This is a genomic window from Nocardiopsis aegyptia (genome assembly GCF_013410755.1).
GTDB lineage: Bacteria > Actinomycetota > Actinomycetes > Streptosporangiales > Streptosporangiaceae > Nocardiopsis > Nocardiopsis aegyptia.
The window spans coordinates 2,034,985-2,060,530 of record NZ_JACCFS010000001.1; the positions used below are offsets into that span (position 1 = coordinate 2,034,985).

24 protein-coding genes and 1 tRNA gene are annotated in these 25,546 nt (G+C 72.7%); 10 read left to right on the forward strand and 15 right to left on the reverse strand.

From position 1 onward, the window contains the following. Positions 1-322 precede the first annotated feature (322 nt). Together HNR10_RS09130 and HNR10_RS09135 are read right to left on the reverse strand one after the other, a co-directional pair. On the reverse strand, positions 323-1,408 hold the full coding sequence (locus HNR10_RS09130) for a DALR anticodon-binding domain-containing protein (protein WP_179822397.1): 1,086 nt from the start codon (positions 1,406-1,408) through the stop codon (positions 323-325). Further along, positions 1,405-1,797 (reverse strand): response regulator, encoded by a 393-nt coding sequence (locus HNR10_RS09135; protein ID WP_179822399.1) that lies wholly within the window; start codon positions 1,795-1,797, stop codon positions 1,405-1,407. The genes HNR10_RS09130 and HNR10_RS09135 overlap by 4 nt, the downstream gene beginning before the upstream one ends. A 130-nt stretch (positions 1,798-1,927) precedes the next feature. Here HNR10_RS09135 and HNR10_RS09140 point away from each other — a divergent pair. Further along, positions 1,928-1,999 (forward strand) — tRNA-Arg (locus HNR10_RS09140). Between the two features lie 70 nt (positions 2,000-2,069). Here the strand turns inward: HNR10_RS09140 and HNR10_RS09145 are convergent. The 5 genes from HNR10_RS09145 to HNR10_RS09165 form a co-directional block, all read right to left on the reverse strand. Next, positions 2,070-2,597 (reverse strand): hypothetical protein, encoded by a 528-nt coding sequence (locus HNR10_RS09145; RefSeq protein WP_246406132.1) that lies wholly within the window; start codon positions 2,595-2,597, stop codon positions 2,070-2,072. Between the two features lie 720 nt (positions 2,598-3,317). Then, positions 3,318-4,361, reverse strand: a complete 1,044-nt coding sequence (locus tag HNR10_RS09150) for a LacI family DNA-binding transcriptional regulator (RefSeq protein ID WP_179822402.1) — start codon at positions 4,359-4,361, stop codon at positions 3,318-3,320. A gap of 76 nt (positions 4,362-4,437) precedes the next feature. Beyond that, positions 4,438-5,778 carry an ABC transporter substrate-binding protein gene (locus HNR10_RS09155; RefSeq protein ID WP_179822404.1) on the reverse strand — a complete coding sequence of 447 codons (1,341 nt, stop codon included), beginning with the start codon at positions 5,776-5,778 and terminating at the stop codon, positions 4,438-4,440. 34 nt (positions 5,779-5,812) lie between these two features. Next, complete coding sequence (locus HNR10_RS09160; RefSeq protein ID WP_179822406.1) at positions 5,813-6,763, reverse strand: carbohydrate ABC transporter permease; 951 nt, start codon at positions 6,761-6,763, stop codon at positions 5,813-5,815. A gap of 5 nt (positions 6,764-6,768) precedes the next feature. Continuing rightward, positions 6,769-7,680 carry a carbohydrate ABC transporter permease gene (locus tag HNR10_RS09165; RefSeq protein WP_179822408.1) on the reverse strand — a complete coding sequence of 304 codons (912 nt, stop codon included), beginning with the start codon at positions 7,678-7,680 and terminating at the stop codon, positions 6,769-6,771. Between the two features lie 144 nt (positions 7,681-7,824). Here HNR10_RS09165 and HNR10_RS09170 point away from each other — a divergent pair, with 144 nt between their 5' ends. Then, positions 7,825-8,928 carry a hydroxyacid dehydrogenase gene (locus tag HNR10_RS09170; RefSeq protein ID WP_312889182.1) on the forward strand — a complete coding sequence of 368 codons (1,104 nt, stop codon included), beginning with the start codon at positions 7,825-7,827 and terminating at the stop codon, positions 8,926-8,928. Next, positions 8,925-10,856: a DUF2264 domain-containing protein gene (locus HNR10_RS09175; RefSeq protein WP_218897673.1), complete on the forward strand. Its 1,932-nt coding sequence runs from the start codon at positions 8,925-8,927 to the stop codon at positions 10,854-10,856. Before HNR10_RS09170 ends, HNR10_RS09175 begins: the two co-directional genes overlap by 4 nt. Positions 10,857-10,917: 61 nt before the next feature. Here the strand turns inward: HNR10_RS09175 and HNR10_RS09180 are convergent, their stop codons facing one another. Next, positions 10,918-12,327, reverse strand: coding sequence for an FAD-binding oxidoreductase (locus HNR10_RS09180; protein ID WP_179822409.1), 1,410 nt, complete (start codon positions 12,325-12,327; stop codon positions 10,918-10,920). Between the two features lie 244 nt (positions 12,328-12,571). Between HNR10_RS09180 and HNR10_RS09185 the strand changes: the two genes are divergently transcribed. The 5 genes from HNR10_RS09185 (at position 12,572) to HNR10_RS09205 (ending at position 15,648) form a co-directional block, all read left to right on the forward strand. Further along, positions 12,572-13,039 carry a hypothetical protein gene (locus tag HNR10_RS09185; protein WP_179822411.1) on the forward strand — a complete coding sequence of 156 codons (468 nt, stop codon included), beginning with the start codon at positions 12,572-12,574 and terminating at the stop codon, positions 13,037-13,039. Beyond that, positions 13,036-14,265 carry an NRAMP family divalent metal transporter gene (locus tag HNR10_RS09190; protein ID WP_179822417.1) on the forward strand — a complete coding sequence of 410 codons (1,230 nt, stop codon included), beginning with the start codon at positions 13,036-13,038 and terminating at the stop codon, positions 14,263-14,265. The genes HNR10_RS09185 and HNR10_RS09190 overlap by 4 nt, the downstream gene beginning before the upstream one ends. A 2-nt stretch (positions 14,266-14,267) precedes the next feature. Beyond that, the gene (locus HNR10_RS09195; protein WP_312889183.1) at positions 14,268-14,663 is read left to right on the forward strand and encodes a hypothetical protein; all 396 of its coding nucleotides are present in this window, start codon (positions 14,268-14,270) and stop codon (positions 14,661-14,663) included. Next, positions 14,641-14,979 carry a PRC-barrel domain-containing protein gene (locus HNR10_RS09200; RefSeq protein ID WP_179822421.1) on the forward strand — a complete coding sequence of 113 codons (339 nt, stop codon included), beginning with the start codon at positions 14,641-14,643 and terminating at the stop codon, positions 14,977-14,979. Before HNR10_RS09195 ends, HNR10_RS09200 begins: the two co-directional genes overlap by 23 nt. 96 nt (positions 14,980-15,075) lie before the next feature. Further along, positions 15,076-15,648 (forward strand): hypothetical protein, encoded by a 573-nt coding sequence (locus tag HNR10_RS09205; RefSeq protein WP_179822422.1) that lies wholly within the window; start codon positions 15,076-15,078, stop codon positions 15,646-15,648. 153 nt (positions 15,649-15,801) lie between these two features. Here HNR10_RS09205 and HNR10_RS09210 read toward each other — a convergent pair whose 3' ends face one another. From HNR10_RS09210 to HNR10_RS09220, 3 genes are all read right to left on the reverse strand, one after another. Beyond that, positions 15,802-16,881, reverse strand: coding sequence for an RNA ligase (ATP) (locus HNR10_RS09210; RefSeq protein ID WP_179822424.1), 1,080 nt, complete (start codon positions 16,879-16,881; stop codon positions 15,802-15,804). 117 nt (positions 16,882-16,998) lie between these two features. After that, a complete protein-coding gene (locus HNR10_RS09215) occupies positions 16,999-18,000 on the reverse strand; it encodes an aldo/keto reductase (protein ID WP_179822426.1) in 1,002 nt (333 codons plus the stop codon). A gap of 160 nt (positions 18,001-18,160) precedes the next feature. Next, a complete protein-coding gene (locus HNR10_RS09220; protein WP_179822427.1) occupies positions 18,161-19,360 on the reverse strand; it encodes an MFS transporter in 1,200 nt (399 codons plus the stop codon). Positions 19,361-19,502: 142 nt separating this feature from the next. Here HNR10_RS09220 and HNR10_RS09225 point away from each other — a divergent pair, with 142 nt between their 5' ends. Next, entirely contained in the window at positions 19,503-19,964 is a 462-nt protein-coding gene (locus HNR10_RS09225; RefSeq protein WP_179822429.1) for a MarR family winged helix-turn-helix transcriptional regulator, read from the forward strand. A gap of 65 nt (positions 19,965-20,029) precedes the next feature. On the opposite strand, the gene HNR10_RS09230 is transcribed toward HNR10_RS09225, so the two are convergent. Together HNR10_RS09230 and HNR10_RS09235 are read right to left on the reverse strand one after the other, a co-directional pair. After that, positions 20,030-21,478: a SulP family inorganic anion transporter gene (locus tag HNR10_RS09230; RefSeq protein ID WP_179829627.1), complete on the reverse strand. Its 1,449-nt coding sequence runs from the start codon at positions 21,476-21,478 to the stop codon at positions 20,030-20,032. A gap of 488 nt (positions 21,479-21,966) precedes the next feature. Further along, positions 21,967-23,205 (reverse strand): MFS transporter, encoded by a 1,239-nt coding sequence (locus HNR10_RS09235; protein WP_179829628.1) that lies wholly within the window; start codon positions 23,203-23,205, stop codon positions 21,967-21,969. Between the two features lie 264 nt (positions 23,206-23,469). On the opposite strand from HNR10_RS09235, the gene HNR10_RS09240 reads away from it, so the two are divergent. Further along, the gene (locus HNR10_RS09240) at positions 23,470-23,988 is read left to right on the forward strand and encodes an LURP-one-related/scramblase family protein (RefSeq protein WP_179822430.1); all 519 of its coding nucleotides are present in this window, start codon (positions 23,470-23,472) and stop codon (positions 23,986-23,988) included. Positions 23,989-24,066: 78 nt separating this feature from the next. On the opposite strand, the gene HNR10_RS09245 is transcribed toward HNR10_RS09240, so the two are convergent. Then, positions 24,067-24,831: an ABC transporter permease gene (locus HNR10_RS09245; protein ID WP_312889184.1), complete on the reverse strand. Its 765-nt coding sequence runs from the start codon at positions 24,829-24,831 to the stop codon at positions 24,067-24,069. Then, positions 24,828-25,535 (reverse strand): ABC transporter ATP-binding protein, encoded by a 708-nt coding sequence (locus tag HNR10_RS09250; RefSeq protein WP_179822431.1) that lies wholly within the window; start codon positions 25,533-25,535, stop codon positions 24,828-24,830. Before HNR10_RS09250 ends, HNR10_RS09245 begins: the two co-directional genes overlap by 4 nt. Between the last annotated feature and the right edge of the window lie 11 nt (positions 25,536-25,546).

Consider the following 25,546-nt stretch of genomic DNA (forward strand, 5'->3'; position numbering starts at 1 on the left):
TTCGTTCCAGATCCAGGGAGTGTCTGCTGGCGCGGATTCCAGAGCAGGCCGCTGAGGAAGCACGGCCTGGTGGGTCTGCTGTCCTGCGCGGAACGTAGCCAACTCGGTCACCTCCTTCAAGGTGTTGGCTGGGTCTGGTAAAGGCGGCCCTCAACCACGGGGGTTGAAAGCCCGGCCCCTTCAGGGCCGGGATCCCTTTACGGCGGGCTTTCGACTGGGATACGGCGGTGTGGGCGTCGGCGGGCACCCGCACCCATTGTCCACCAACCCGATCGGAACTCGGGGGTTGGGTGCGGTGCGCCGGGAACCGGCACAGGTGTGTCTACAGCCTTGTGGGCGCTGACACTCCGAGCAGGAAGAGCCCGGTACGAAGGACTCCGGCGACGGCGGCTGGTAGCGCCGGTTCCGGAACGGTCCGCTCCGGTGACGTGGAGGCGGCCGGACAGGTCCGCCACTCATCGTAGGCACTGGCCAGCGCTTCCAGGTATCTGACCAGGATATGGGGTTCCTCTCGGCGCGCGGCGGTGTCCAGGGCGCTGGGGCCGTCGAAGAGGAGTCCGCGGGGCGCGGCCGTGTGCTCGGCGCAGGCGGAGTGCGGCAGTGCGCCCTCCTCGGCCCAGCGCGAGAGGCTGACCGCGTGGGCGTGGGCGTAGCGCAGCCGGAAGGCGGGATTGGCGTCGGTGAGGCGCACCCAGGCGCCGGGACGGCCCTCGGAGGGCAGGACCGGCAGGTCGCCGCCGGTCGTCTCGGACTCGCGCGGGTGCTCCGGGATGGAACGGCAGAACGCCACCCGCGCGCTCGCCTCGCCAACGGTGCCCAGCGCACGGGCGGCGGGCGTGACCAGGTCGCCGCGGTCGCCGTCCAGGTAGGGGTCACGCCAGCCGGACGCGCCGTCGGGCCCGGGGGGCGGCGCCGCCCCGCCCGTGGCCAGTCCGATGCGGCCGCGCGCGTCGGCGCGGGCCAGCCGCCGTGCCTGGGCCACGGGTCCGGCCTCGTGCAAGTCGGAGGAGGGCCAGGAGCCCTCGCCGTCCCAGGAGCGCCCGCTGAGGTAGCGGGGCGCGTCGGCCGCGGCGGCGGAGAGCAGGGCGTGGCGCTGGCCCTCCGTGAGGGTGATGTTGAGGAAGCCCCGGCCGTCGCCCAGCAGGTGGGCGAAGTCGCACCGGCCGTCGTCGCGCATGGCGACCAGTTCGGCCGCGATCCGGTCGGACACCAGCAGCCGGGGGTCGCCACGGCCGGACAGGCGGTCGCGCACGGCCGAGACCAGGCGCGGCGGGAGTGCGGTGGCCGCGTCGGCCCCCTGGCCGGCGTGGTCGTGCCGCGGCCACACGAAGGGGACCTCGGCCGGGTCGAGTCCGAACACGCGGGAGGCCGCCTCGCGGGCGAGCGCTTCGAGGTCCCAGGGTGTCACCGCGCTCTCCCGTCGGCGGCGACGAGTTCGCGGATGGTGTCGATGAGCACGTCGGGGTCGAAGGGCTTGGTGAGGTAGGCGTCGACGCCGATGTGCTCGCCGCGGCGGTGGTCCTCCTCCTGCGCACGCGCCGTGACCAGGATGAGCACGCGCCGCGGCGTGGCCCGGTCGGCGCGCAGGCGCTCGGCGGTGGTCCAGCCGTCCAGGCGCGGCATCATCACGTCGAGCGTGATGACGTGGGGGTCGATGTACCCGACGCGGTCGAGGCAGTCCTGTCCGTCGACGGCGGTGAAGACCTCGAACCCCTCCAGTTCGAGGTTGAGGCGGATCAGTTCCCGGATCACCTCGTCGTCCTCGACGACGAGAACCCGTGTGGGTAGGGCGTTCACGGGCGCGACACTACCGTCGCGATGTGACACCGCACCACCGGAACCGGTGCATCCGGCGGAGCGCGCCCGGCACGCCCCAAACGAGTGGACGAACCGCCCGAGGCCCCTGCTACAGTTGTTCTCGCAGCGCGCCCCCTTAGCTCAGGGGATAGAGCATCGGCCTCCGGAGCCGGGTGCGCAGGTTCGAATCCTGCAGGGGGCACAGCGCGACAAGGGCAGGGCACCGACACGGTCGGGGCACCTGCCCTTCGTCATGCCCGGGTCACGGCCGCTCACAGGTAGTCGCGCCAGAACGGCACGGTGGCCTGGGGCGCCCGGTCTCCGGGATGCTCGGGCCGGGGTTCTTCGAACTCCTGGCCGATGTAGTCGAGCAGGTCGGCGCCGTAGTAGATGATGTCGCTGCCCCGCATCGACAGGACTGGGTGGCCGAAGGTGCCGTGGCCTGCGGGCAGGAACCTGTGCCCATAGACGGGGATCATCTTCGGCATCCCGGCCAGCCGCGCTCGTGCCAGGCCGACGGCCGCTTCGTCGGAATCCGGCCGCTCGCCCCAGGCGGGTTGCCAGTGTCCGTGCTGGACGTCCTGGAGCAGGAAGTCGATCGGCCAGTCGAGGTGCCGGCGGAGTTCGTCGGGGTCGCCGTTGCGCCAGTCCGGCCATGGTCTTGCCCACGCATAGCTGGTGCCCGGTTCCTCTTCCCGTGGTTCGTGGACCGGCAGTCCAGCGGCGAGGAAGGCCCGGTGGTCGTCGGCGAACTCGAATCCGTACTCGTGCTCGATTCGAGTGAACTCTGTGTCGGTCAAGCCTGTCTCGATCACGCGGCCGTCCAGTAGGGCCAAGCGATGCGCGGCCTGGCTCCCGAGCCGAGCCCCCTCTTCGCTGATCATGTTCGAACCGTATCCCTGGCGACCTGTGCCGAGCCCCGGCCGCCGAGCCTGCCTCGACCACAGGGGGGTTGATCGGGCCAAAGCGAGGAACGAGCGGAGGCCCGAAGAAAACACAGGGGTGAGGGGCGCGCCGGTGCCTGCAGGAGGAGCCAAGCCGGAGCGAGGAACGAGCGCAGGCGCAGGCGACGACGAAGGACCCGGCGTCAAGCGCCCCGAACCCACGGGCCAAAGCGAGGAACGAGCGGAGGCCCTAAGAAGGCACAGGTGAGGGGCGCGCCGGTGCCTGCAGGAGGAGCCAAGCCGGAGCGAGGAACGAGCGCAGGCGCAGGCGACGACGAAGGACCCGGCGTCAAGCGCCCCGAACCCACGGGCCAAAGCGAGGAACGAGCGGAGGCCCTAAGAAGGCACAGGTGAGGGGCGCGCCGGTGCCTGCAGGAGGAGTCAAGCCGGAGCGAGGAACGAGCGCAGGCGCGGGCGACGACGAAGGACCCGGCGTCAAGCGCCCACGGGCCAAAGCGAGGAACGAGCGGAGGCCCAAAGAAAACACAGGCGAGGGCGCCGACGGGTCCTGGAGTGCTTGGAGGTGGGGTCCGTGAGGAACGAGCGGGCCACACCGGAAAGCGCGAAGGCCCCGCCTCAAAGGCGCCCGAGCGCGGGTGTGCTCTCCCTCAGGACCACGTGACCGCGCAGGCGGACCACCCTGGGGCCGGTGTCGTCGGGCTCGGCCACCAGGTCCAGGGCCGCGCGCCCGGCCTCGGGCCAGGGCAGGCGGACCGTGGTCAGGGCCGGGGAGACGTCCCGCAGGGCGGGCACGTCGTCGATCCCGGCGACGGCCATCTCGCCGGGCAGGTCCATGCCCGCCTCGCGCAGCCGGGCGATGGCGCCGACGGCGACCGCGTCGCTGATGGCGAAGAGCAGCCGGGTGGGGGCGCGTCGGCGCAGGCACTCGCCGGCCGCGGCGTAGCCGCCGTCGCGGTCGAAGCCGCAGTGGATGACGCGGTCCTCGCCGACCTCGATCCCGCGTTCGGCCAGGGCCTCCCGGAATCCGGCCACCCGGTCGTGGGCGGTGCGCGCCTGCGCGGGGCCGGCCAGGACGGTGAAGTCCCGGTAGCCGAGGTCGGCGAGCTGCGCGGCCAGGTCGGCACCGGCGGCGCGGTTGCCCACGGCGACGGTGTCGAAGGGCAGTCCCTCCTCGCTGATGGCCACGACCCGGCCGCCCTCGTTCTGGTACAGCGTCAGTTCGTCGACCAGGCGCGCGTCCCACGCACCGGCGGTCACCGAGCGCCCGCCCGCCAGGATGATCGCGCGCGGGCGCTGGGCCCGCAGGGACGCCACGACCCGGGTGGCCTGCTCGGGGCTGTTACGGCTGGAGATCATGGTGACCATGCGGTCGTCGGCCTCGGCGGCGTGCAGGACGCCGGAGGCCACGGGTGAGAAGTAGTCGTCGTTGATCCCGTTGACGAGCAGCGCGATGTGCTCGCCCCGGCCGCGGGCGACCGCCTGGGCGGCGGAGTTGACGACGTAGCCGAGTTCGCCCGCGGCCGCCAGGACCCGCTGCCGCAGGTCGGGCCGCACGTTGCGAGTGCTGCCGTTGAGGGCCCGCGAGGCGGTCGCGTGGGACACCCCCGCCCGCCGCGCGACGTCGGCCAGGGTGGCCCGGCCGTTCGAGCCCTGCGCCACTGCTTCCCCTTTCGCTCCGGGTGTCCCGCGCCGCGGGCGGCGGGGCCGTGCCCCACCGCCCGCGTGGACCGCCGTCTCAGTCGACCTGGAATCCCTGCTCGTTACCGTACGAGCGCAGTTCCTCGCCCCAGGCCTCCACGCCGTCCTGGATGGATCCGGCCTCCTCGATCTCCGGTCCGACGCTGTCGCCGAAGACGGAGTTCGCGTACACCTGGTATGGAAGGTACTGCCAGCCGTCGGCGACCCCCTCGGAGGCGGCCACGAGGACCTCGTTGGCCTGCTGGCCGCCGAAGTAGTCGTACTCGGCGGCGAGGTAGTCGGGGTCCTCCAGGACGGACGTCTGCGCGGGGAAGGATCCGGCCGCGACCTGGGCGTCCAGTGAGGCCTCGTTGGTGGAGAACCACTCCAGGAAGCCCATGGCCAGGGCGGTGTCGTCCGAGCCCCGCACCACGGAGAAGCCCGATCCGCCGTTCTCCGCGTTCTCCGGGGCCGCCTCGTCCCAGACGGGCGCGGGCGCGACCCGGAAGTCGCCGGCGTTGTCGGTCAGGGTGTTGGAGATGTTGCCGAGCGCCCAGGCCCCGGTGACCCAGGTGGCCAGGGAGCCGTCACCCAGCGCCCGCCACCACTCGTCGGTCCATCCGGGCTGGGAGGCGGCGAGGTCGCGCTCGACCAGGTCGCTCCAGTAGGCGGTGACGCGCTGGGTCCCCTCGTCGGTGAAGTCGACCGTGCCGGACTCCCCCTCGAACTGGAACGGGCGTCCGCCGCCCTGCCAGATGAGGCTGTCCACGCCGCCGGCGTCGCCGGGGTCGATCGAGGCGATGTGGGCGCCGCTGTCCTCCTGGATGAGTTCCGCGGCCTCGGCGAACTCGTCCCAGGTCGCGGGGACCTCCGCGCCGGCGTCCTCGAACACCTGCTCGTTGTAGATCATCACCAGCGGCCCGGTGTTGTTGGGCAGGCCGTAGGTGCCCTCGCCGTAGGACATCTGCTCCCACGAGGAAGCGGTGAACTCCGGCTCCAGCGAGTCCAGGCCCCAGTCGCCGACGGGTTCCAACTGTTCGGAGAGCGCGAGCTGGGGCAGGGCGAAGTACTCGACCATGGCGAGGTCGGGGACGTTCTCGCCGGCGCTGATCGCGTTCTGCAGCGCGGTGTACTGGTCGGCGGACTGCCCGGCGTTGACGACTTCCACGCTGACCTGCGGGTGCTCCTCCTCGAAGGCGGCGACCGCGTCGTCGAACTTCGTGCTCCAGGTCCACAGGGTCAGTTCGCCGCCCTCCTCCAGAGCGGCCTCGATGTCGGCGGAGCGGTCGGTGGACCCGGTCTCGCCGTCCTGCGCGCCGCCTCCGCCACAGGCGGTGGCGAGGAGGACGGCGCAGCAGGCCGCTGCGGGGACTGTCAGGCCCTTGGGGGGTGTGCGCATGGTGCATCCCTTGTCGTGGTGGAACTCTGTGGACTCACTGCTTGACGCTTCCGGCGGCCAGACCCGACTGCCAGTAGCGCTGAAGGAAGAGGAAGCAGACGATCAGCGGCACGATCGCCAGGAGGGAGCCGGTCAGGACCACGTTGTAGACGGGTTCGAGGTTGGCCCCCGTGGTCACCTGGCTGTTGAGCTGGTTCAGCCCGACGGTGAGGGGGTAGAGCGTCGGGTCGCTGAGCATGATCAGCGGGAGGAAGTAGTTGTTCCAGGTGTGGACGAGGTTGAAGAGCAGGACAGTGGCCACGCCGGGGGCGAGCAGCCGGAACGCGACCCGCCAGAACGTGGTCCAGGGGCCCGCGCCGTCGATCCTGGCCGCCTCCAGCAGCGAGTCCGGGACGGAGTCGGCGGCGTAGACGGTCATGAGGTAGAGGCCGAACGGGCTGACCAGGGCGGGGATGATGATCGCCATCCGGGTGTCGGTGATCCCGAGTTCGGCGAAGAGCAGGAACGTGGGGATGGCCAGGGCGGTGGCGGGGATGGTGATCGCGCCGAAGACGACGGCCCGGACCGCCCGCTTGCCCGGGAAGTCGAACTTGGCCAGGGCGTAGCCGCCCAGGGCGCAGATGAGGGTGGCCCCCACGGCGCCGGTGATCGAGTACAGGGCCGTGTTGAACAGCCAGGTCAGGTAGATCCCGTCCTGGTAGGTGACCGTGGTGACGATGTTGTCCCACAGCGCGAACTCTGAGCCGAACCAGAGGCCGTTGGACGTGAACAGCTCGCCGTTGGTCTTGGTCGAGTTGACCGCGAGCCAGTACAGCGGCAGCAGCGTGTAGAGGACCATCAGCGCCATCGCCGCCTGGAGCAGGACGCTGGTCCGGCGCCGGCTCCGGCGCCGTCGGGTGCGGGCGGGTGCGGGTGGGCGGTCGCCGCCGCGCGGGGGCGCGGTGTCGGCGGCCGGGGTCCGCCGGGGTTCGGTGGTCGCGCTCATCGACCTCATCGCCTGTTCCCCCGTTCGGTGAGCCGCTGGGCGACGTAGGCCACGACCACGGTGATCCCGCCGAGCAGGACGGCCACGGCGGCGGAGTAGGTCACCTGGTTGGCGTTGAAGGCCAGCTGGTAGGCGTACATGTTCGGTGTGAAGTAGGTGCTGATGGCCGCGGGCGCCAGGGACTGGAGCACGTTGGGCTCGTTGAACAGCTGGAAGCTGCCGATGATCGAGAACAGCGTCGCCACCCACAGTGCGGGGCGCAGGGCGGGGATCTTGATGCTCAGGGCGACGCGGACCTCGCCCGCTCCGTCGATGGCGGCGGCCTCGTAGAGCTCTTCGGGCACGGCCCGCAGCGCCGCGTAGAGGATCAGCATGTTGTAACCGACGAACTCCCAGGTCACGACGTTGCCGATGGCGGCGAGAACCCAGGTGGAGGACAGCGGGCTCGGCAGCGCGAGCCCGGTCGCCTCGTTGAGCTGGGCGACGAGCCCGAACTGGTCGCCGTACATGAATCCCCACATCAGTGCGGCGACGACGGAGGGGACGGCGTAGGGCATGAAGATGCCGATGCGCATGAACCGCATAGCGCGCACCCGGCCGGAGTCCAGGATCAGCGCGGCCAGGAGGGCGAGGCCGATCATGATCGGGACCTGGACGCCCAGGAAAAGGGCGACCCGGGAAAGCCCTTCCAGGAACCTGGCGTCGGTGAGGGCGTCGGCGTAGTTGCCCAGACCGACGAAGGACCGGCCTCCGATGAGCTGGTCCCGGAACAGGCTCAGTCCGCTCGCGTACACCAGCGGCGCGACGATGCCGATGGTGAAGACGGCCAGGAAGGGGGTGACGAAGACCAGGCCGGTCCAGTCGCGGCGCCGGCGCCGGGTCCGGCGCGGTGGGGCCGCCGGTGGGGCTGTGCTCATCCGCTCCTCTTTCGCATGGGGCTGTGGTCCTCCCTCGCCCTGGTGTAGCCTCGATCACACGGAATGCGCTTTCCAACGTAGATGTGACCCAGGCCACGGTCAAGACCGGGGCGCGAAATCGTCAGGAAGAAGCAGGGAGGCCCCGTGCGGAACGGCGTGGTCCAGGCGAGCGGAGGCGGTGCGATGGGCATCGGCGAGGACGCGGACGAGCGGCGCGGCGACGCGCCCGAAGCGAGGACGAAGCGGCGGCCGAGGACGCTGCTGTGCATGGACGACCGGGCCTTCGGCTTGCAGTTCCCAGCGCCGATCCTCACCCGACTCACGGAGTCGGCGCAGGTCGGAGACCCTGTACGGGTGCGGACCCTGGACAGCGGAGAGGCCCGTGCCGGACTCGCCGACTGCGAGGTCCTGCTGACGTCCTGGGGCTGTCCGCCCGTCACCGGACGGGTCCTGGACTCCGCCCCGCGCCTGCGGGCGATCATCCACGCGGCCGGGAGCGTCCGCGGACACGTGTCCCTGGAGACCTTCGATCGGGGCATCCTGGTGACCACCGCGGCCGCGGCCAACGCGGTTCCCGTGGCGGAGTACGCCCTCGCCATGATCCTGGCGGCCGGAAAGCGCGTTCCGTTCCTGGCGCGCCAGGCCCGCTCGTATCGGTCCGACTGGTCCTACGCCGCCGCCCACGGAGAGCTCTCCAACCGGGGGCGGACGGTGTGCCTGGTCGGGTGGTCGCGGACCGGCCGGCTGCTCGGACGGTTGCTGCGGCCGTTCGACATCGAGGTCCTGGTGGTCGACCCGCACGCCGACGCCGACGCCGTCGCCGCCCAGGGCGCGCGGCTGACGACGGCCGCGGAGGCCTTCCCCCGGTGCGACGTCCTGAGCCTGCACGCGCCGATGCTGCCCTCCACGCGCAACATGGTCGACGCCGCCGCGCTGGCGCTGCTGCCGGACGGCGCGACGCTGCTCAACACGGCGCGGGGCGGGCTCGTGGACACCGGCGCCCTGGCCCGCGAGTGCCGGTCGGGGCGCCTGTACGCGATCCTCGACGTGACCGAGCCCGAGCCCCTGCCCGACACCAGCGACCTCTACGACTGCGAGAACGTCGTCATCACCCCGCACGTCGCCGGTTCGCTGGGGTCGGAGACCGAGCGGATGTCACTGGCCGCGCTGGAGGAGCTCGACCGGTACCGGTCCGGCCGGCCGCCGCTGGACGAGGTCACCCGCAGCGCGTTCGGGGTGATGGCTTGAACACCCACGAACTGCGGCTTCCCCCCGAGGACCGGGAGCTGTCCCCCTACACCGGCTGGACGCGGCGGCACTGGACGGCCGTGGCCGAGCACCTGCTGCTGTCGGTGCGCCCCTACCTGTCCCCCGGCCTGGCCCGCGTCGACCTGCCCGGACCCACCAGCGCCTACGGGCGCGACAGCGACGGCCTGGAGGGCTTCGCCCGCACGTTCCTGCTCGCGGCGTTCCTCGTCGCCGGCCAGGACGGCGACGATCCGCACGGCTTCCTGGACCGGTACCGCGCCGGGCTGCTGGCCGGCACCGACCCCGAGGGGCCCGAGCGCTGGCCGCGACCCGACGAGCTCGACCAGGCCAAGGTCGAGGCCGGCTCGGTGGCGCTCGGCCTCATGCTCACCCGCCCCTGGCTCTGGGACCGGCTCTCCCCCGCCGAACAGGCGCGGGTGACCTCCTGGCTGTCCACGGTGGTCGGAGGGACCTATCCGCCGATCAACTGGGTGTGGTTCCAGATCGTCGTCGAGGAGTTCCTGCGGTCGGTCGGCGGCCCGTGGGACGCCGCCGACATCGAGCGCGGGCTGGCCGTCCACGCGGGCCTGCGGCGCGAGGACGGCTGGCTCTCCGACGGCCCCGAGCGCGCCTACGACCACTACTGCGGGTGGGCGCTGCACTTCTACCCGCTGGTGTGGTCCGCGCTCGCCGCCGAGCCGCCCGCCGCCGGCCTGCGCGAGCGGTGGCGCGCGGACCTGCGGCGCTACCTGGAGGACCACGTCAGGCTGATCGGCGCCGACGGCGGCCCGCTCTTCCAGGGGCGCAGCCTGACGTACCGGATGGCCGCCGCGGCGCCCCTGTGGGTCGGGGCCTGGTCCGGCGCCACCGACCTGTCCCCCGGCCTGCTGCGCCGAGGCGCCTCGGGCGTGCTGCGGCACTTCACCGACCACGGCGTCCCGGACGCCGACGGCCTGCTGACGCTGGGCTGGCACGGGCCGTGGCCGGGCATGCGCCAGTCCTACTCCGGCGCCGGCTCGCCCTACTGGGCGGCCAAGGGGTTCTTCGGGCTGCTGCTGCCCGAGGACCATTCGGTGTGGACCGAGCGCGAGCGGCCCCTGCCGGTCGAGGAGGGCGATGTCCGCGCGGTGGTGCGGGCGCCCGGCTGGATCGTCAGCGGGACGGCGGCCGACGGCGTGGTCCGCGTGGTGAACCACGGCACCGACCACGGCACGGAGGGGCGGCCGACCGGGGACTCGCCCCTGTACGCGCGCCTGGGGTACTCGACCGCCACCGCGCCGCCGCTGGTGGGGCCGACGGTCGACTCGCCCCTGGACAACAGCGTCGTGGCCCTGGACGCCGAGGGCACGGCGACGCACCGCACCGGGTTTCGCGCGCTGGGCGTGCACGACGACGGCGTCGCCGCGGTCGGGCACTCCCGGTGGCGGGCGCACTGGGTCGCGGTCGAGGAGGACGCGGCCCCCGACCACGGCTCGGGACGGCGCGGCGCCACCCGGCCGGGGCCCCTGCTCGACGTGTGGTCGGCCGTACGCGGCGCGGACGAGGTGCGCGTCGTACGCGTGGGGCCCGAGCCGTCGCCGGAGGGCGGGTGGACGCTGCGCGTCGGCGGCTGGCCCGTGGTCGCCGACGGGTCCCTGGTCTCGACACTGCGGGTCCTGGCGGCCGACGGCGTCGAGGGTCCGGAGCGGACGGGCGTCGAGGAGTGGGGCGGGGTCGCGCCGCTGGGCGCCGCCACGTCCGTGGCCTGGGCGACGGTGTCGGCCGCGCCCGGTGCCGTGGTGGCGTGCCTGGTCCGGCTCTCCGGGGAGCCCGACGACGACCCCCGGGCGCGGCCACGGGTCGCGATCGGCCCCGAGGGCACCGTCGTGACCTGGGCGGACGGAGCCGTGACCCGGATCCGTGGAGCGGCGGGTCCGGGGAACGTGTGACCGGGGACGAGTGATCGGCGAACGTGTGGCCCGGGGGCCGCTGCGGCGGCCCCCTCGGTCCTCATCCGGCCGGCGCGGGCGGGATGTTCTGGTTGAGGTGGAACACGTTGTCGGGGTCGACCGAGCGCTTGATCGCGGCGAGCCGGTCGTACTTGGCCGGCCCGTAGGCGGCGCGGACTCTCTCGGCCCCCTCCTCCATGAGGAAGTTGACGTAGGCGCCGGACTCGTGGGGCGCGAGGTCGGACCAGAAGCCGCGGGCCCAGGCGCGCTCCTGCGCGAAGCCCTCCTCGGTCGCGCAGGTCGCGTTGATGTTGAAGGTGTGGCCGGACAAGCGCCCGGAGAACGCGGTGTCGTCCTCGCCGACGCGGGCCAGCGCACCGCCGCGCTGGAAGATCGGGAAGGCGGTCAGCGCGGAGGTGAAGCGGGTCGCGTGGTCCGCGGTCAGGTCGATCACCTCGTCGGTGAGCACGTCGACGTCCCTGGACTTGAAGTAGTACCAGCGGCCGTGCGGGAAGGAGGGGTCGAACATGGCCTGGAACCGGGTGAAGGGCTGGGGCGCGCACAGGTCCAGCACGGGTCGGCCGAACCGGCGCAGCGGGGCGAGGAAGCGCTCGCCCTCGTCGATCGCCCCCGCCCAGCAGGCGACGACCATCACCACGGGAGCGCCGTGCAGCTCGGCCGGAACGAAGTCCACCGCCGGAGCGCGGCGGTGCACGACCGCCGTGGTGAGGTCGTCGGGCGACGCGCTGATCCAGTCGCGGTAGAAGCGCAGCAGGCGGGCGGAGTCGGCCATCCGCCACACGATCGGTCCGGCGAGGACCATGGGACCGACCGGGTTGAGCCGGAACTCGAACTCGGTGACGATGCCGAAGTTGCCTCCGCCGCCGCGCACGGCCCAGAACAGCTCGGAGTTCTCCGAGGCGTCGGCGCGCACGACCTCCCCGCCCGCGGTCACCATCTCCACCGCGGTGAGCTGGTCGATGGTGAGCCCGTACTTGCGCATGAGCCAGCCGATGCCCCCGCCCAGGGTCAGCCCGGCCAGGCCGGTGTGGGTGACGATGCCGGCGGGCACCGCGAGCCCGAAGACCTGGGTGGCGGTGTCGAGTTCGCCCAGGAGCACCCCCGCCTGGACTCGGGCGGTCCGGGTGTCGGGGTCCACCCGCAGCCGCTTCATCCCGGACAGGTCGATCACGACGCCGCCCTCGCTCAGCGACTGGCCGGGGAAGCTGTGGCCGCCGCTGCGGACGGCGACTTCCGCTCCCCGCCCGGTGGCGAACCGCAGGGCCTCGATGACGTCGGCGTTGTCCGTGCAGTAGGCGATCAGGCCGGGCCTGCGGTCGATGGACCCGTTCCAGACCCGGCGCCCCTCGTCGTAGCCGGGGTCCCCGGGCCCCAGGAGGCGTCCGCGGAAGACCCTTCTCAGCTGCCGCAGGTCGGTTCGCGCGATGGTGGTGTTCGTCGGCTCGTTCATCGTCCATCCCCCGTCCAGGGCGGCGCGCCGCCCGGGGCCAGGCGGTGTCCACTGCCTTCACCATAGGCACACGACATCACAGGAGTGTGATCCAGGCCACATTCGGTCACGGGTGAGGGCGGCGACCCGCCGCACGGTGGACCGCCGACGCGGTTCCAACGATCGGAACTGACTCTCGGTTAGAGTGCAATCACTTTGAGCACCCGAGGGGTGTTCCGATCCGAGGGCCCGAGGAGGGATCGCCATGGCCGTCCGCCCCCGACGCCTCCGATGGACCTGGACCGCCGCGGCCGTCACCGCGGCCCTCCTCGCCTCCGCCGGCTGCACCGCACCCGCGCTGACGGAAGCCGCCTACCGACACGACGCGCACCAGACCTCCGTCGGCCTCCTCTCCGCCGTGGGCACCGGCCTGTTCGTGGCCGATCTGGCCGAGGCGGGGCGGGCACCCGCGGTCTACCTCGACGTCACGGCCACGCACGCCGAGGAACGCGCACGGTCGACCGCCGAGTCGTTCGCCTCGCGCCACCCGCCGAGCCGCGCCTCCGACCCGCTGCGCGCACAGCTCGTCCCCCTCGCCACCGACGCCGTGGAGGGGCTCGCGGCCCTGCGCATCGCCGTGCGGCGCGGCGACACCGCGGCCGTCCGGGACGCCGAACGGGACCTGAGGGCCGCGGCCGACGGCCTCGGCTCGGTGCGCGGGGGCACGACGTGAAGCGGCTCCTGGCCTTCACACTGGGCTTCCTCGCCGCGATCGGCGGCTTCCTCGACGTGGGCGACCTGGTCGCCAACTCCGTCTCCGGCGCACGGTTCGGGATGTCCCTGGCCTGGGCGGTCCCGGTCGGTGTCGTCGGGGTCATGCTGTTCACGGAGATGTCGACGCGCGTCACCGTCGTGACCGGGCGGTCGACCTTCGACCTCGTCCGCGAGCGCCTGGGCGCCCGCGCCGGACTGGTGAACCTGCTGGCGTGCTACCTGGCGACCCTGCTCACCCTGGCGGCCAACATCGGCGGCATCGCCCTCGCCCTGGAGCTGGCGAGCAGCCTCCACTACCTGCTGTGGGTCCCGGTCGCCGCGTTCCTGTCGTGGCTCGTCATCTGGCGGATGCCCTTCCAGCGGATGGAGCGCACCTACGGGCTGCTCGGCGTGACGCTCCTCGTCTTCTCCGTCGCCGTGTGGCGGCTGGGGCCGGACTGGGAGGCGCTGCTGGACAGCGCGACCTCCTTCGCCCCGCCGCCGACCGAGCAGTGGTCGACCTGGTGGTTCTACGCCGTCCTGGTGCTCGGGGCGGCCATGACCCCGTACACGGTGCTCTTCTTCTCCTCCAGCGCCGCGGAGGAGGGATGGACGACCGACGACCTGAGGGAGGCGCGGACCAACATCCTCATCGGCTTCCCCTTCGGCGGGTTCCTGGCCCTGTCGATCATGGCGTGCGCGGCGATCCTGCTCCACCCCGCGGGCGTGAGCGTGCACGGACTCGACCAGGTCGCGCTGCCGGCGGCCGTGGCCCTGGGCAAGGTCGGCCTGATCCTGGCGGTGGTCGGCTTCTTCGCGTCCACGTTCGGCGCCAGCCTGGAGGTCGGCCTGGCCGCGGGCTACAGCATCGCGCAGTACTTCGGCTGGCCCTGGGGCAAGGCGGCTCCGCCGGTACGGGCGGCGCGGTTCCACACGGTCACCCTGCTGGGCTTCGTGGCCGCCACGGCCCTCATCCTCACGACGGTGGACCCCATCAAGGTCACCGAGGTCAGTGTCATCCTGTCCGCCGCCACACTGCCGCTGACCTACCTGCCCGTCCTGGTCGTGGCCAACGACCGCGGCTACCTGGGCGACCGGGTGAACGGGCGCGCGACCAACGTCCTGGCCTCGGTCTACCTGGTGTTCATGCTCGCCCTCGCGCTCGCCGCGATCCCCCTGCTCATCCTCACGAAGGGAGGACAGTGACCGTGGAGGAGATCTCGTTCCGCGTCGGCTTCGTGGTCCTGGACCGGCAGATCCTCGACAGGGACGGCCGCCCGGCGGGCAAGGTCGACGACGTCGAGCTGACCTGGGAGGAGGGCGGGGGTCCCCCCGTGATGAGCGCACTGCTCACCGACTCCGCCGCGCTGGGACCCCGGATCTCCGGGCGCGCGGGCCGGATCTGGCGGTCGGCGATGCGGCGGCTGCGGCCGTCCGTCCCCGAACCCGCCCGGATCGCGGTCGAGGACGTCACGGCGTTCTCGCCCTCCGCGCGCCTGTCCACGGCCGCGCCCGAGCAGGTCGGGCTCGTCGAGGAGTGGCTGCGGGACCACCTCATCGGACGGATTCCAGGAGCACGCCGTGGCGACGACGCTGGTGAGTGACCTGATCGGCCGGACCGCGCTCGACCGGGACGGCCGCGGCCTGGGCACGGTGCAGGACGTCGTGGTCCGCCGCACGCGGGAGGGCCGGTACGAGGTCGTCGGGCTCGTGGTGGGCCGGCACACCGTCGCCGGACGCTTCGGCTACGGCGGAACGCTCGAACCGCCCACCCCGTGGCACCGCGTGCTGCGCTGGATGCGCCGCCACGAGCGCTACCTGCCGTGGGAGGACATCGCGGACCCGGACGATCCGGTCCGGGCGCGCGTCGGTTCGGCGGATCTGCGCGCCTGGCGCGGGCACGGCCACGGGGGGCTCTGAGAGGGCCGGCGTACTCCCGCTACGTCCGCGTGCGTACGCGCGGTGTCGTCCGTGGGGCGACGACCGCGCGGGCCCCGGCGGGCGACAGTGGGTGGCATGAGCACCGCGACGAACACCGCCCGCCGCCCCCGGGACACCGGACGGCCGACCCTGCCCGCCCGCCTGCGCAGGGCCGTGCTGACCGTGCACGTGATCAGCTCCGTCGGCCTGCTCGGCGAGGTGTGGGTCCTGGTCGTCCTCACCACCGTGGCCGCCCGGGACGGGGACACCGAGTTCGCCCGTACGGCCTACCGCCTGCTGTCGGTCCTGGTCTTCGCCGGCGGCATCCCGTTGAGCCTGACCGCCCTGGCGACCGGCCTGGTGCTGGCCCTGGGCACCCGCTGGGGCCTGTTGCGGTACGTGTGGGTGTTCGCGAAGCTCGTCGCGCTGGTCGGCGTGATCGCCATCGGGGCCGCCCTCTTCGCCCCGGAGGAGTTGGCGGTCGCCGACGGGCTCACCGCCTCCCGCCAGTGGGGCCAAACCGCCGCGGTCACCGCACAGGCGGTCCTGCTGGTGACCGCGACCGTCCTGTCCGTCCACAAGCCCCGGTGGCGACTCCTCCCCCGCCACCGGGACCGGCCCTCGGGCTCCCGGCAGGGCGGGGCGACCACAAGGTCGACGGAACCCTAGGGGGTCTCACCGGGCCAAAGCGAGGAACGAGCGGAGGCCCAAGGAAGGCACAGGGGTGAGGGGCGCGCCGGTGCCTGCAGGAGGAGTCTCTGCCGCCGGCGAGCCTGCGAGCCAGGCAGTAGCGACGACGAAGGCCCCGGCATGAAGCGCCCCTCACTCGTACTCCGTGCCGCCCTTGCGCGTGAGGTAGTCGTCGGAGACGACCTTGACGATGGCCCGGCCGCCGAGCACGTCGGAGTGGCGCTCGCGGACGGGCCGGACCACCAGCCCCTCGCGCAGGTGCACGGACCGGCCGCTCCAGGTCTCGGTCCCGCCGGCGGCGGCCAGCAGCGCGTCGGCGTCGTAGCCGCCCTCGAACACCCGGGGCACCGCGGGCAGCCCCACCGACTCCAGGAGTCCGTGCAGGTCCGCGGCGTCGACCCACACCCGCTGTCCGGCCACTTCCATGGCCACGTCGAACACCGCGTACCCGGGCCGCTCGCTCCGGCCGCTCTCCCCGTAGCCCAGGTCCTGTACGCCTGAGCCGAACACCTCACCGAACACGCCCACCCGTGCGGCCCCGTACCGCTCGGCGATCTCGCGCGCGGCCTTGGGCACGCCGTGGGCGGTCACCGCCCTCCAGTAGAGGTTGTCCTCCGCGCGGGCCAGGCCCTGGCGCCGCGCAGCGAAACCCTTCGACGAGGTGAACTCCTCCCCGGTCTCGGCGACGAACGTGAACAGGCACGCCGTTCCGTGGATCTTCTCCGTCGCCACGACGGGCTCGCCGGGCTCGAAGACGTCCGGGTAGCGCTTGACGTTCTCCACGTCGATCCAGGGCAGCAGGTCCGCCGCCGGGACGACGTCACCGCTCATGTGGAGGGGGATCTCCGGGACCCACTTGGTGATGCCGAGCTCCCCGGCGAAGTCGGTCCCCGCCGCGTGGGCCTCCGCCAGGTCCACGCCGGCCAGCGCCTCGGGTCGGCAGACCAGGCCCTGGGAGAGCTCGCCGCGCAGCCGGATCGCCCGCACCCTGTTGCGCTTGGCCCCGCTCAGCCGGCCGGTGAGTCCCAACTCCTCGATGAGGTCCTCGGGCAGCACGGCGCTCTCGGGGATGTAGACGGCCCAGTCGCCGGTGCGGTAGACGCCCTTGGCCACGACCGCGCGGTACAGGCCCACCTGCGCCAGCTCCAGCGCGTCGGCGTCGGAGTGCGCGTGGACCGTGAGGCGCTCGGCCGTGACCCGAAGCGTGGACATGGTGCTCCTTCGTGTGCGGGGACGCCTTCGGCCGGCGCCCCGGGGCATGTCCACTATGGAGGAGCGATCATCCGCGCCACAAAGGGTTTCGGGCCGGATCGACCGGGTTCGCGCGAGTCAGCGCTCGCTGTCGAGCATGGCCATCTGCGGGGCCGCGTAGCGCTCCCCGACCGCCGAGCCCGGCGGGACCGCCTCCTCGATCGCGGCCAGGTCGGCCGGCGACAGGACGAGCTCGGCGCCGCCCAGGGACTCGGCCAGGCGGTCGCGGCGGCGGGCGCCGACCAGGGGCACGACGTCCTCGCCCCGGGAGAGCACCCAGGCGACGGCGACCTGGGCGACGGTGGCGCCCAGCGGCTCGGCGACCGCCCGCAGCGCCTCGACCAGGCGGAGGTTGGCGGTGAGGTTCTCGCCCTGGAAGCGGGGGCTCATGCCCCGGAAGTCCCCGGCGGGCAGTGCCCGCTCCGGGCTCCAGTGTCCCGAGAGCAGGCCGCGGGAGAGGACGCCGTAGGCGGTGACGGCGGTGCCCAGCTCGCGCGCGACGGGCAGGATGCGGTCCTCGACCCCGCGCGAGAGCAGGGAGTACTCGATCTGCAGGTCCGCGATGGGGTGTACGGCCGCGGCTCGGCGCAGGGTCTCGGCACCGACCTCGGACAGGCCGATGTGGCGGACGTACCCGGCCTCGACCAGTTCGGCGATGGCGCCGACGGTGTCCTCGATGGGCACGTCGGGGTTGAGGCGGGCGGGACGGTAGATGTCGATGTGGTCGGTGCCCAGGCGGCGCAGCGTGTAGCCGACGCGGTCCCTGACCGCCGAGGGCGTGGTGTCGTACGCCGCGTGCTGGAAGGCGCCGGAGGGCTCGGTCCGCGCGCCGAACTTGACGCTGATCACGGCGTCCTCGCGGCGGCGGGTCCGCAGGGCCTCGCGGATGAGGAGCTCGTTGTGGCCCTGGCCGTAGAAGTCGGCCGTGTCGAGCAGCGTGACTCCGGCGTCGAGTGCGGCGTGGACGGTGGCGATGCTCTCGTTCTCGTCCGCGGGCCCGTAGAGGGCGGACATGCCCATCGTGCCGAGCCCGAGGGCGGACACGGTGGGACCGGTGGTGCCCAGGGTGCGCTTGTGCATGGTGATCCCTTGGTCGTCGGGGCGCCGGACGGCACCCCGAATCAGTGGAAACACTATGACGATAACACCGATAAGAATCAATGGCAACGGACTTCTGATATCACTGATACCCACCGGTGCCGCGCGACCGCGGAGTGACCGGCCGCACGGCACCGGGCGCTCACCCCGCGCCGACCGGCGACCGGCCGCTCTCCGACCGGCGGGCGAACTCGCCCCCGGGCACGAGGGTGGCGGTCACCAGGACCAGCAGACCGACCAGCGTGACCAGGGCCCCCGACCACAGCGGCGAGGTGTAGCCGAGGCCGGCGGCCAGACCGAGCCCGCCCACCCACGCCCCGAACGCGTTGCCCACATTGAAGGCGGCGATGTTGGCGCCCGAGGCCAGCGTCGGCGCCCGGTCGGCGAAGGCCATGATGCGCATCTGCAGCCCGGGCACCGCCGCGAACCCGAGGGCGCCCATGAGCATCAGCGCCACCAGCGCCGCCCAGCGCAGCTCCGCCAGCAGCGCGAACGCCGCCAGCACCAGCGCCAGTGCCGCGAAGACCACGAGCAGGGTGCGGACGCGGTCGCGGTCGGCGAAGCGGCCGCCGAGCAGGTTGCCCGCGAACATCCCCGCCCCGAACAGCACCAGCAGCCAGGGCACGGTCGCCGAGGCGAACCCGCTCACCTCGGTCAGAGTGAAGGCGATGTAGGTGAACCCGCCGAACATGCCGCCGAAGCCGAGCACGGTGACCAGCAACGACAGCCAGACCTGCCCGCTGGCGAAGGCCCCGAACTCCCGGCGCAGCCCGCCGGGGGCGCGATCGCCCGCGCCGCCCGCCGCGGGCACCAGCGTGACGATGCCGACGAAGGCCACGACCCCGATGGCGGTAATCGCCCAGAAGGTCGAGCGCCATCCCGCGGCCTGCCCGAGGAACGTGCCCAGCGGAACACCGAGGACGGTGGCGGTGGTCAGCCCCGTGAACATGATCGAGACGGCTGCGGCCGCGCGCCGGGGCGGGACGAGTCCGGCGGCCAGGACCGAGCCGATCCCGAAGAAGGCGCCGTGGCACAGGGCGGCGATGATCCGGCCGGCCAGCATGACCCAGTACTCGGCGGCCACCGCCGAGACGAGGTTTCCGGCGATGAACAGCAGCATCAGCAGCAGGAGGGCGCGCTTGCGGTCCACCCGGTGCAGCAGGGCCGTCAGGCCCACCCCGCCGACGGCGACGCTGAGCGCGTAGCCGGAGATCAGGTACCCGGCGACCGTGGGGCTGACGCCGAAGTCGGCGCCCACCTCGGGCAGCAGGCCCATGATGACGAACTCGGTGAGGCCGATGCCGAAGCCCCCGATGGCGAGGGCGTAGAGCGCGAGCGGCATGAGGAGTCTCCTGGGACGGCGACAGAATGATTGTGCGTGCACTAGTTGCACACGCAATCAAAATAGTTGCACACGCGCTCTACCCGCGCAATTGGCTATCCTGTGTTCCGCGGCACGCACGCCGCCGGACGGAAGGGACCCCATGGGCATCGCCGACGACGCCGTCGAGATCCGCGCGCGGGGGTGGCGCACGCTCGCGGCACTCCACGGCCTGATCGAGACCGCGCTGGAGAAGGCCCTGCAGACCGAGCACCACCTGTCCGTGGTGGAGTTCACCGTGCTCGACGCCCTCGACCGCCAGGACGGATGGCACATGCGCATGCGCCAGCTCGCCCGCGCCGCCGCCCTGTCCAACAGCGCCACGACCCGGCTCGTGACGCGGTTGGAGGAGCGCGGCCTGCTCTCCCGCTACCTGTGCGCGGACGACCGCCGGGGCATCTACACCGAACTCACGCCCGCCGGCATGGCCCTGCTCTCCGAGGCCCGGCCCACGCACGACCGGGTTCTGCAGGAGGCCCTGGCCGAGGGCGGGCGCACGCCCGAGCTCGCCCCGATCGTGGCCGCGCTGCGCGACCTCGCGCCGCCCCCGATGCCGGCCGTCTGAGCGGCCCCGGACACACGAACGGCCCGCCGGGGATCCCGGCGGGCCGTCCACGTGGGGCCGACGGCTCAGTGGCCGCCGTTGAGCGTGCCCGTCAGCTCCTTGTGGAGTTCCGCGCTGGGCTCGTTGAGGCCGATGATCTCGACCTCGACGCCGTGCTTGCGGAAGTGCTCGGCCACCTGGTCCAGCGCGGCCACGGCGGAGGAGTCCCACACGTGCGCCTCGGACATGTCCACCACCGCCTTGGTCAGCCCCTTCTCGGCGTAGTCGAACCGGCCGACCAGCTCGCCGGTGGAGGCGAAGAACAGCTCACCGTGCACCGTGTACACCCGGGTGCCGCCCTCGGGGTCGAGCACGCTGGTCAGGTCGGCCTGGGTGGCGGCCTTGCTCGCGAAGAGCACCATCGAGACGATCACGCCCACGATCACGCCGAACGCCAGGTTGTGGGTGGCCACGACCACCGCCACGGTCACCACCATGACCAGGGTCTCGGTCCAGGGCATCCGCCGGACCGTGGCGGGGGCGATGCTGTGCCAGTCGAAGGTCACGATCGCCACGAAGAACATCACCGCGACCAGCGCCGCGATCGGGATCATCCCGACGATGTCGCCCAGCCCCACGCACAGGATCAGCAGGAACACCCCGGCCAGGAAGGTCGAGATGCGGGTGCGGGCACCGGACTTGACGTTGATCATGGTCTGCCCGATCATCGCGCAGCCGGCCATTCCGCCGAAGAAGCCGACCAGCACGTTGGCGATGCCCTGCCCGCGCGCCTCGCGGGCGTGGTTCGAGGAGGTCTCGGTCTGGTCGTCGACGACCTTGGCGGTCATCAGCGACTCCATCAGACCCACCAGCGCCAGCGTCAGCGAGTACGGCGCGATCAGCACCAGCGTGTCCAGGGTGAAGGGCACGTCCGGGACCAGCGGGACGGGGAAGGCGTCGGGCAGCTCGCCCATGTCCCCGACCGTGCGGGCGTTGACGCCCATCGCGATCGCCGCGACCGTCAGCACCACGATCGCCACCAGCGGCGCCGGGACGACCTTGGTCAGGTACGGCAGGCCGAAGATGATGACCAGGCCGATCGCGACCATGGCGTAGATCGGCACGCCGACCCCCGCCAGGTGCGGCAGCTGGGCCAGGAAGATGAGGATGGCCAGGGCGTTGATGAACCCGGTCATGACGCTGGGCGGCACGAACCGCATCAGCTTGGCCACACCGGCCAGGCCCAGCCCCACCTGGATGAGTCCGGCCAGGATCGTGGCGGCGATGAGGTGGTCGACGCCGTACTCGATGGACAGCGGCGCCACCACCAGGGCCATCGCGCCCGTGGCGGCGGAGATCATCGCGGGACGGCCGCCGAGGAAGGCGATCGACACGGCCATGACGAAGGAGGCGTACAGGCCCACGCGCGGGTCGACCCCGGCGATGAGGGAGAACGCGATGGCCTCGGGGATGAGCGCCAGAGCGACGACCAGCCCGGCCATCACGTCGGCGCGGATCTGGGCGGGGGCGGGCACTCGGGACTTCAGTGACCCTCGTCGGGTCTTCACCGGCAGATTCAAGGAGAACCCATCTGGTTTCGGGCAGCCCACAACGAGGACCGCGGTGATCAGGTCAGGTGCGGCGACGGCGCGCGGACAGCGGGCGTGTGCCTGTGCGTGGGCGGTGCGTGTGTCGGTCCCGGTACGGCACCGGAGGTGCCCCGGGGGCGCGGCCGCGTCGCCGCGGCCCGACCGTGTCCGTCAGAACAGGCCGGGAAGAACGGGGTGTCGCCGCGTGGGATGGCCACGGGCGTCAACGAGTCAGACTTTACCGTTACGTGAGAGTTGGAGTCACGCTGCGCGACTGAGACAACTCTCACAAGGGTGGGACCGGCTCCGTTTTTCCTGACAAGAGCCGACTTCGCGGATCGGGCCCGGCCGACTCCGACGATGACCCACAGTGATGAAAGTGGACCGTCTCCCCGGGTGTTCACACGTTCGGACCACGATCCGGCACCTCCGGCTCAGTCCCGCGTCGGCCGCTCCCCCGCCTCCTCGGTGTTCTGTCGGCTTTCGGTGTCCGCGGACACCGGTGTGCCGTGGTGTGAACGGGGCAGGGGGCGGCGCGCGAAGAGGACGGCGACGGCCACGACCGCGCACAGCAGCGCCAGGGCCAGGAGACCCGGCCGGTAGGACCCCGCCCACTGGTAGGCCAGCGACAGCAGGATGGGACCGACCGCCGTCGAGGCGACCACGATCGACTGGGTCAGGCCGCGCAGGGAGCCGAGGTTGGCGGTCCCGAAGTAGTAGGGCAGGGCGGCGCTCTCCACGGCCCGGGCCCCGGAGGCCGCCGATCCGAGCGCGATCCCGTAGGCGAGGGCGCTCGGCCCCGGGCCCACCAGGGGCAGGACGACCAGGGCGACGGCGTGCAGGGCCATGGCCGCGCTGAGCAGCAGCTTGGGCGAGTAGCGGTCGGCCGCGGCGCCGAAGAGCAGCGCCGCCCCCAGCCCGGCGACGGTCTGCGGCAGGAAGTTGGCGGCGGCCTGGGTGGGGGTGAGGCCCTGCTCGCCGAGTACGGAGATCTGGTGGAAGAAGACCGCGGTGGCCACCAGCCCGCTGCACGCGACCGCGGCGACCATCGCCCAGAAGACCGACGTGCGCGCGATCGCCCGCAGCGGCCATTCCGGAGCGGGCGCGGTCGCCGGCCCGCCCGTGTCCGGCGCGTCCGGTTCGGAGCCGGGCCGCGCGACACCGCGCAGCCCCCAGACCACGATCGGGACGACGAGCACCCACACCAGCACGGCTTCGGCGGCGAAGGTGTAGCGCCAGCCCACCAGGGCGATCAGGCGTTCGGCCATCAGGGGGAACAGCGAGATCCCGGCGGCCCCGGCGGAGCTGGTGACGCCGAGCAGGGCCCCGCGGTTGCGGGTCACCGAGATGGCGACGGCGGTGGTGGCGATCAGCGTCATCCCGCCCTGGCCGAGGGTGCGCGCTCCGACGAAGCCGACGGTCAGTCCGACGACCTCCTGGACGCACGCCAGCACCAGCAGGAAGGCCCCGAACGCCGCCGCCACGCACGCCAGGACGCGACGGACACCGAACCGGTCGACCGCGCGGCCGATCCAGGGCAGGCCCAGCGCGCCGCCGAGGGTGCCCGCCATGTAGGCGAGGGAGACCGCCGAGCGGCCGACCCCCAGGTCGGCGATCATGTGGTCGACGAAGACGGAGATGCCCGCCGTCTGGCCGGGCCCGCTCAGCGCCATGACGAGGGCGGAGGCCACCACGAGGCGCAGGGCCCCGCGCGGTCGGGCGTCGGGGACGGAGGAGGACGGTTCGGGCCGGGCGGACGCGGAGGTCAGGGGAACTCCTCATGGTGCGGGGGTCGCGACCGCCGGGCGCACGCGGCCGCCGACACCATTGTCTCTCGGTAAGCCCTTTCCTGTGCAGTCGGGGTCCCATGATCCCCCGTATCGGCGGATCCGCCCGTCCTCTGGCGGCGGAGCACGCGGGTGCCCTAGCTTCGGGACATGAAATTCCTCGTACGCGAACGCGTCTTCGACATCGGTGACGACTTCTGGGTGACCGACGAAGAGGGCGCGAAGGTCTTCCTCGTCGACGGCAAGGCCATGCGCCTGCGCACGACCTTCGAGCTCAAGGCGCCCGACGGCACCGAGCTCATGACCATCCGCAAGAAGCTGTTCAAGGTGCGCGACCAGATGCGGATCGAGCGCGACGGGGACACCGTGGCCACCGTCCGCAAGCGCCTGGTCAACCCGCTGCGCGACAAGCTGCTGGTGGACGTGGCCGACGGCCCCGACTGGGAGGTCACCGGTGACTTCCTGGGCAAGGAGTTCGTCATCGGCGACGAACACGGCACGGTCGCCGTGGTGTCGCGGAAGTGGTTCCGGATCCGCGACACCTACGCGGTCGACGTCAACACCCACCGCGGCGACATCGGCGGGGACCCCGCCCTGGTCATCAGCGTCGCCGTCGCGGTCGACGCCCTGACCGCTGACGCGGACGAGGACGAGGACGGCGAGGACTGACGGGCGGGCTCCCCCGCGGCCCGGGGCCGCGGGGGCGCGCCGGGGTGCCTGACCCGGCGCCCCGGGGCGGGCGCCGGGTCAGGCGTCCCGGCGGCGGAAGAGCACCGCCGCCACCAGGCCCACCGCCACCACCCAGGCCAGCATCACGGCCCCGCCCTGGACCGCGGTGAGCTCGTGGGCGTACCCCTCGCTCTCGCGGAACATCAGGGCGCCCGCCCGGTCGGGCAGGAAGTCCGCCAGACCGGTGGCCAGCGACAGGTAGAAGGACAGCGCGAGCACCGTGCTGATCAGCACCACCAGGGGGACGACCGCGTTCCGGACGATGACGGTGACTCCGGCGGACAGCAGCGCGAGCAGCACCCAGTAGAGAAGCGCCCCGGCGACGTAGGCGGGCGCGGGCCCGTCCCACACCCCCGACCACGACAGGCCGTGGTCGCCCAGGCCCGCCTGGGTGGCGGCGAAGGCTCCCGGCACGGTCACCAGGGCCGTCAGGAGCGCGGCCCCGGCCAGCGCGGCGGCCTTGGCGGCGAGCAGGCGGAGCCGGCCGGGCACCGCGAGCAGGGAGGTCCGGATCTGGCCGTCGGCGTACTCCCCGCTGACGGCCAGGACGCCCAGCACCACCATCCCGGCCTGGCCGTAGGCGGTGCCGTCCAGGCCCACCCGCTCGGGGGAGGCGTCGCCCACGAGCAGGGAGGGGTCGGTGTCGAGGGCCTGCCCCACCGACCAGCCGGCCAGGTAGCTGAGGCCGATCGTCGCCGTCGCGGTCACCAGGCACGTGACCAGTACCGACGGCAGGGTGCGCAGTTTGACGGCCTCCGAACGCACGGTGTCGAGCACGGTCACGCACCTCCCGTCGGGGTCGTGAGCGCGAAGAACGCGTCCTCCAGCGACGGGTGCCCGCCGGTCAGTTCCGCCGGGGCGCCCTCGGCGACGAGCACGCCCCGGTCGATGACGACCAGGTGGTCGGCGATCCGCGCCATCTCGTCCATCAGGTGGCTGGAGAGCAGCACGGTCCGGCCCTCGTCGGCCAGGCCCCGCACGAGGGAGCGCATCCACCGGATGCCCTCCGGGTCGAGGCCGTTGACGGGTTCGTCCAGGACGACGACCCGGGGATCGCCGAGCAGCGCGGCGGCCAGGTTCAACCGCTGCCCCATGCCCAGGGAGAACGCGCGCACCCGGGTCCGGGCGGCCCGTTCGAGGCCGACGCGCTCCAGGACCTCGTCAACCCGCGCGCGGGGCAGGCCGTTGGCCCTGGCGATCCAGGCCAGGTGGGCGCGCGCGGTGCGCGCCCGGTGGGCGCCGCCGACGTCGAGCTGGGCGCCGACCACCGACGCCGGCCGGCGCAGCTCGGAGTAGGGCCGGCCCTCGATGAGGGCCCGGCCGCGGTCGGGCCGGTCCAGGCCCAGGAGTACGCGCAGGGTGGTGCTCTTGCCGGCCCCGTTGGGGCCGAGGAAGCCGGTGACCCGGCCCGGCTCGGCGGTGAAGCCGAGTCCGTCCACGGCCGTGTGCCGGCCGTAGCGCTTGGTGAGTCCGCGGATGTCGATCATGCGCCCATGTT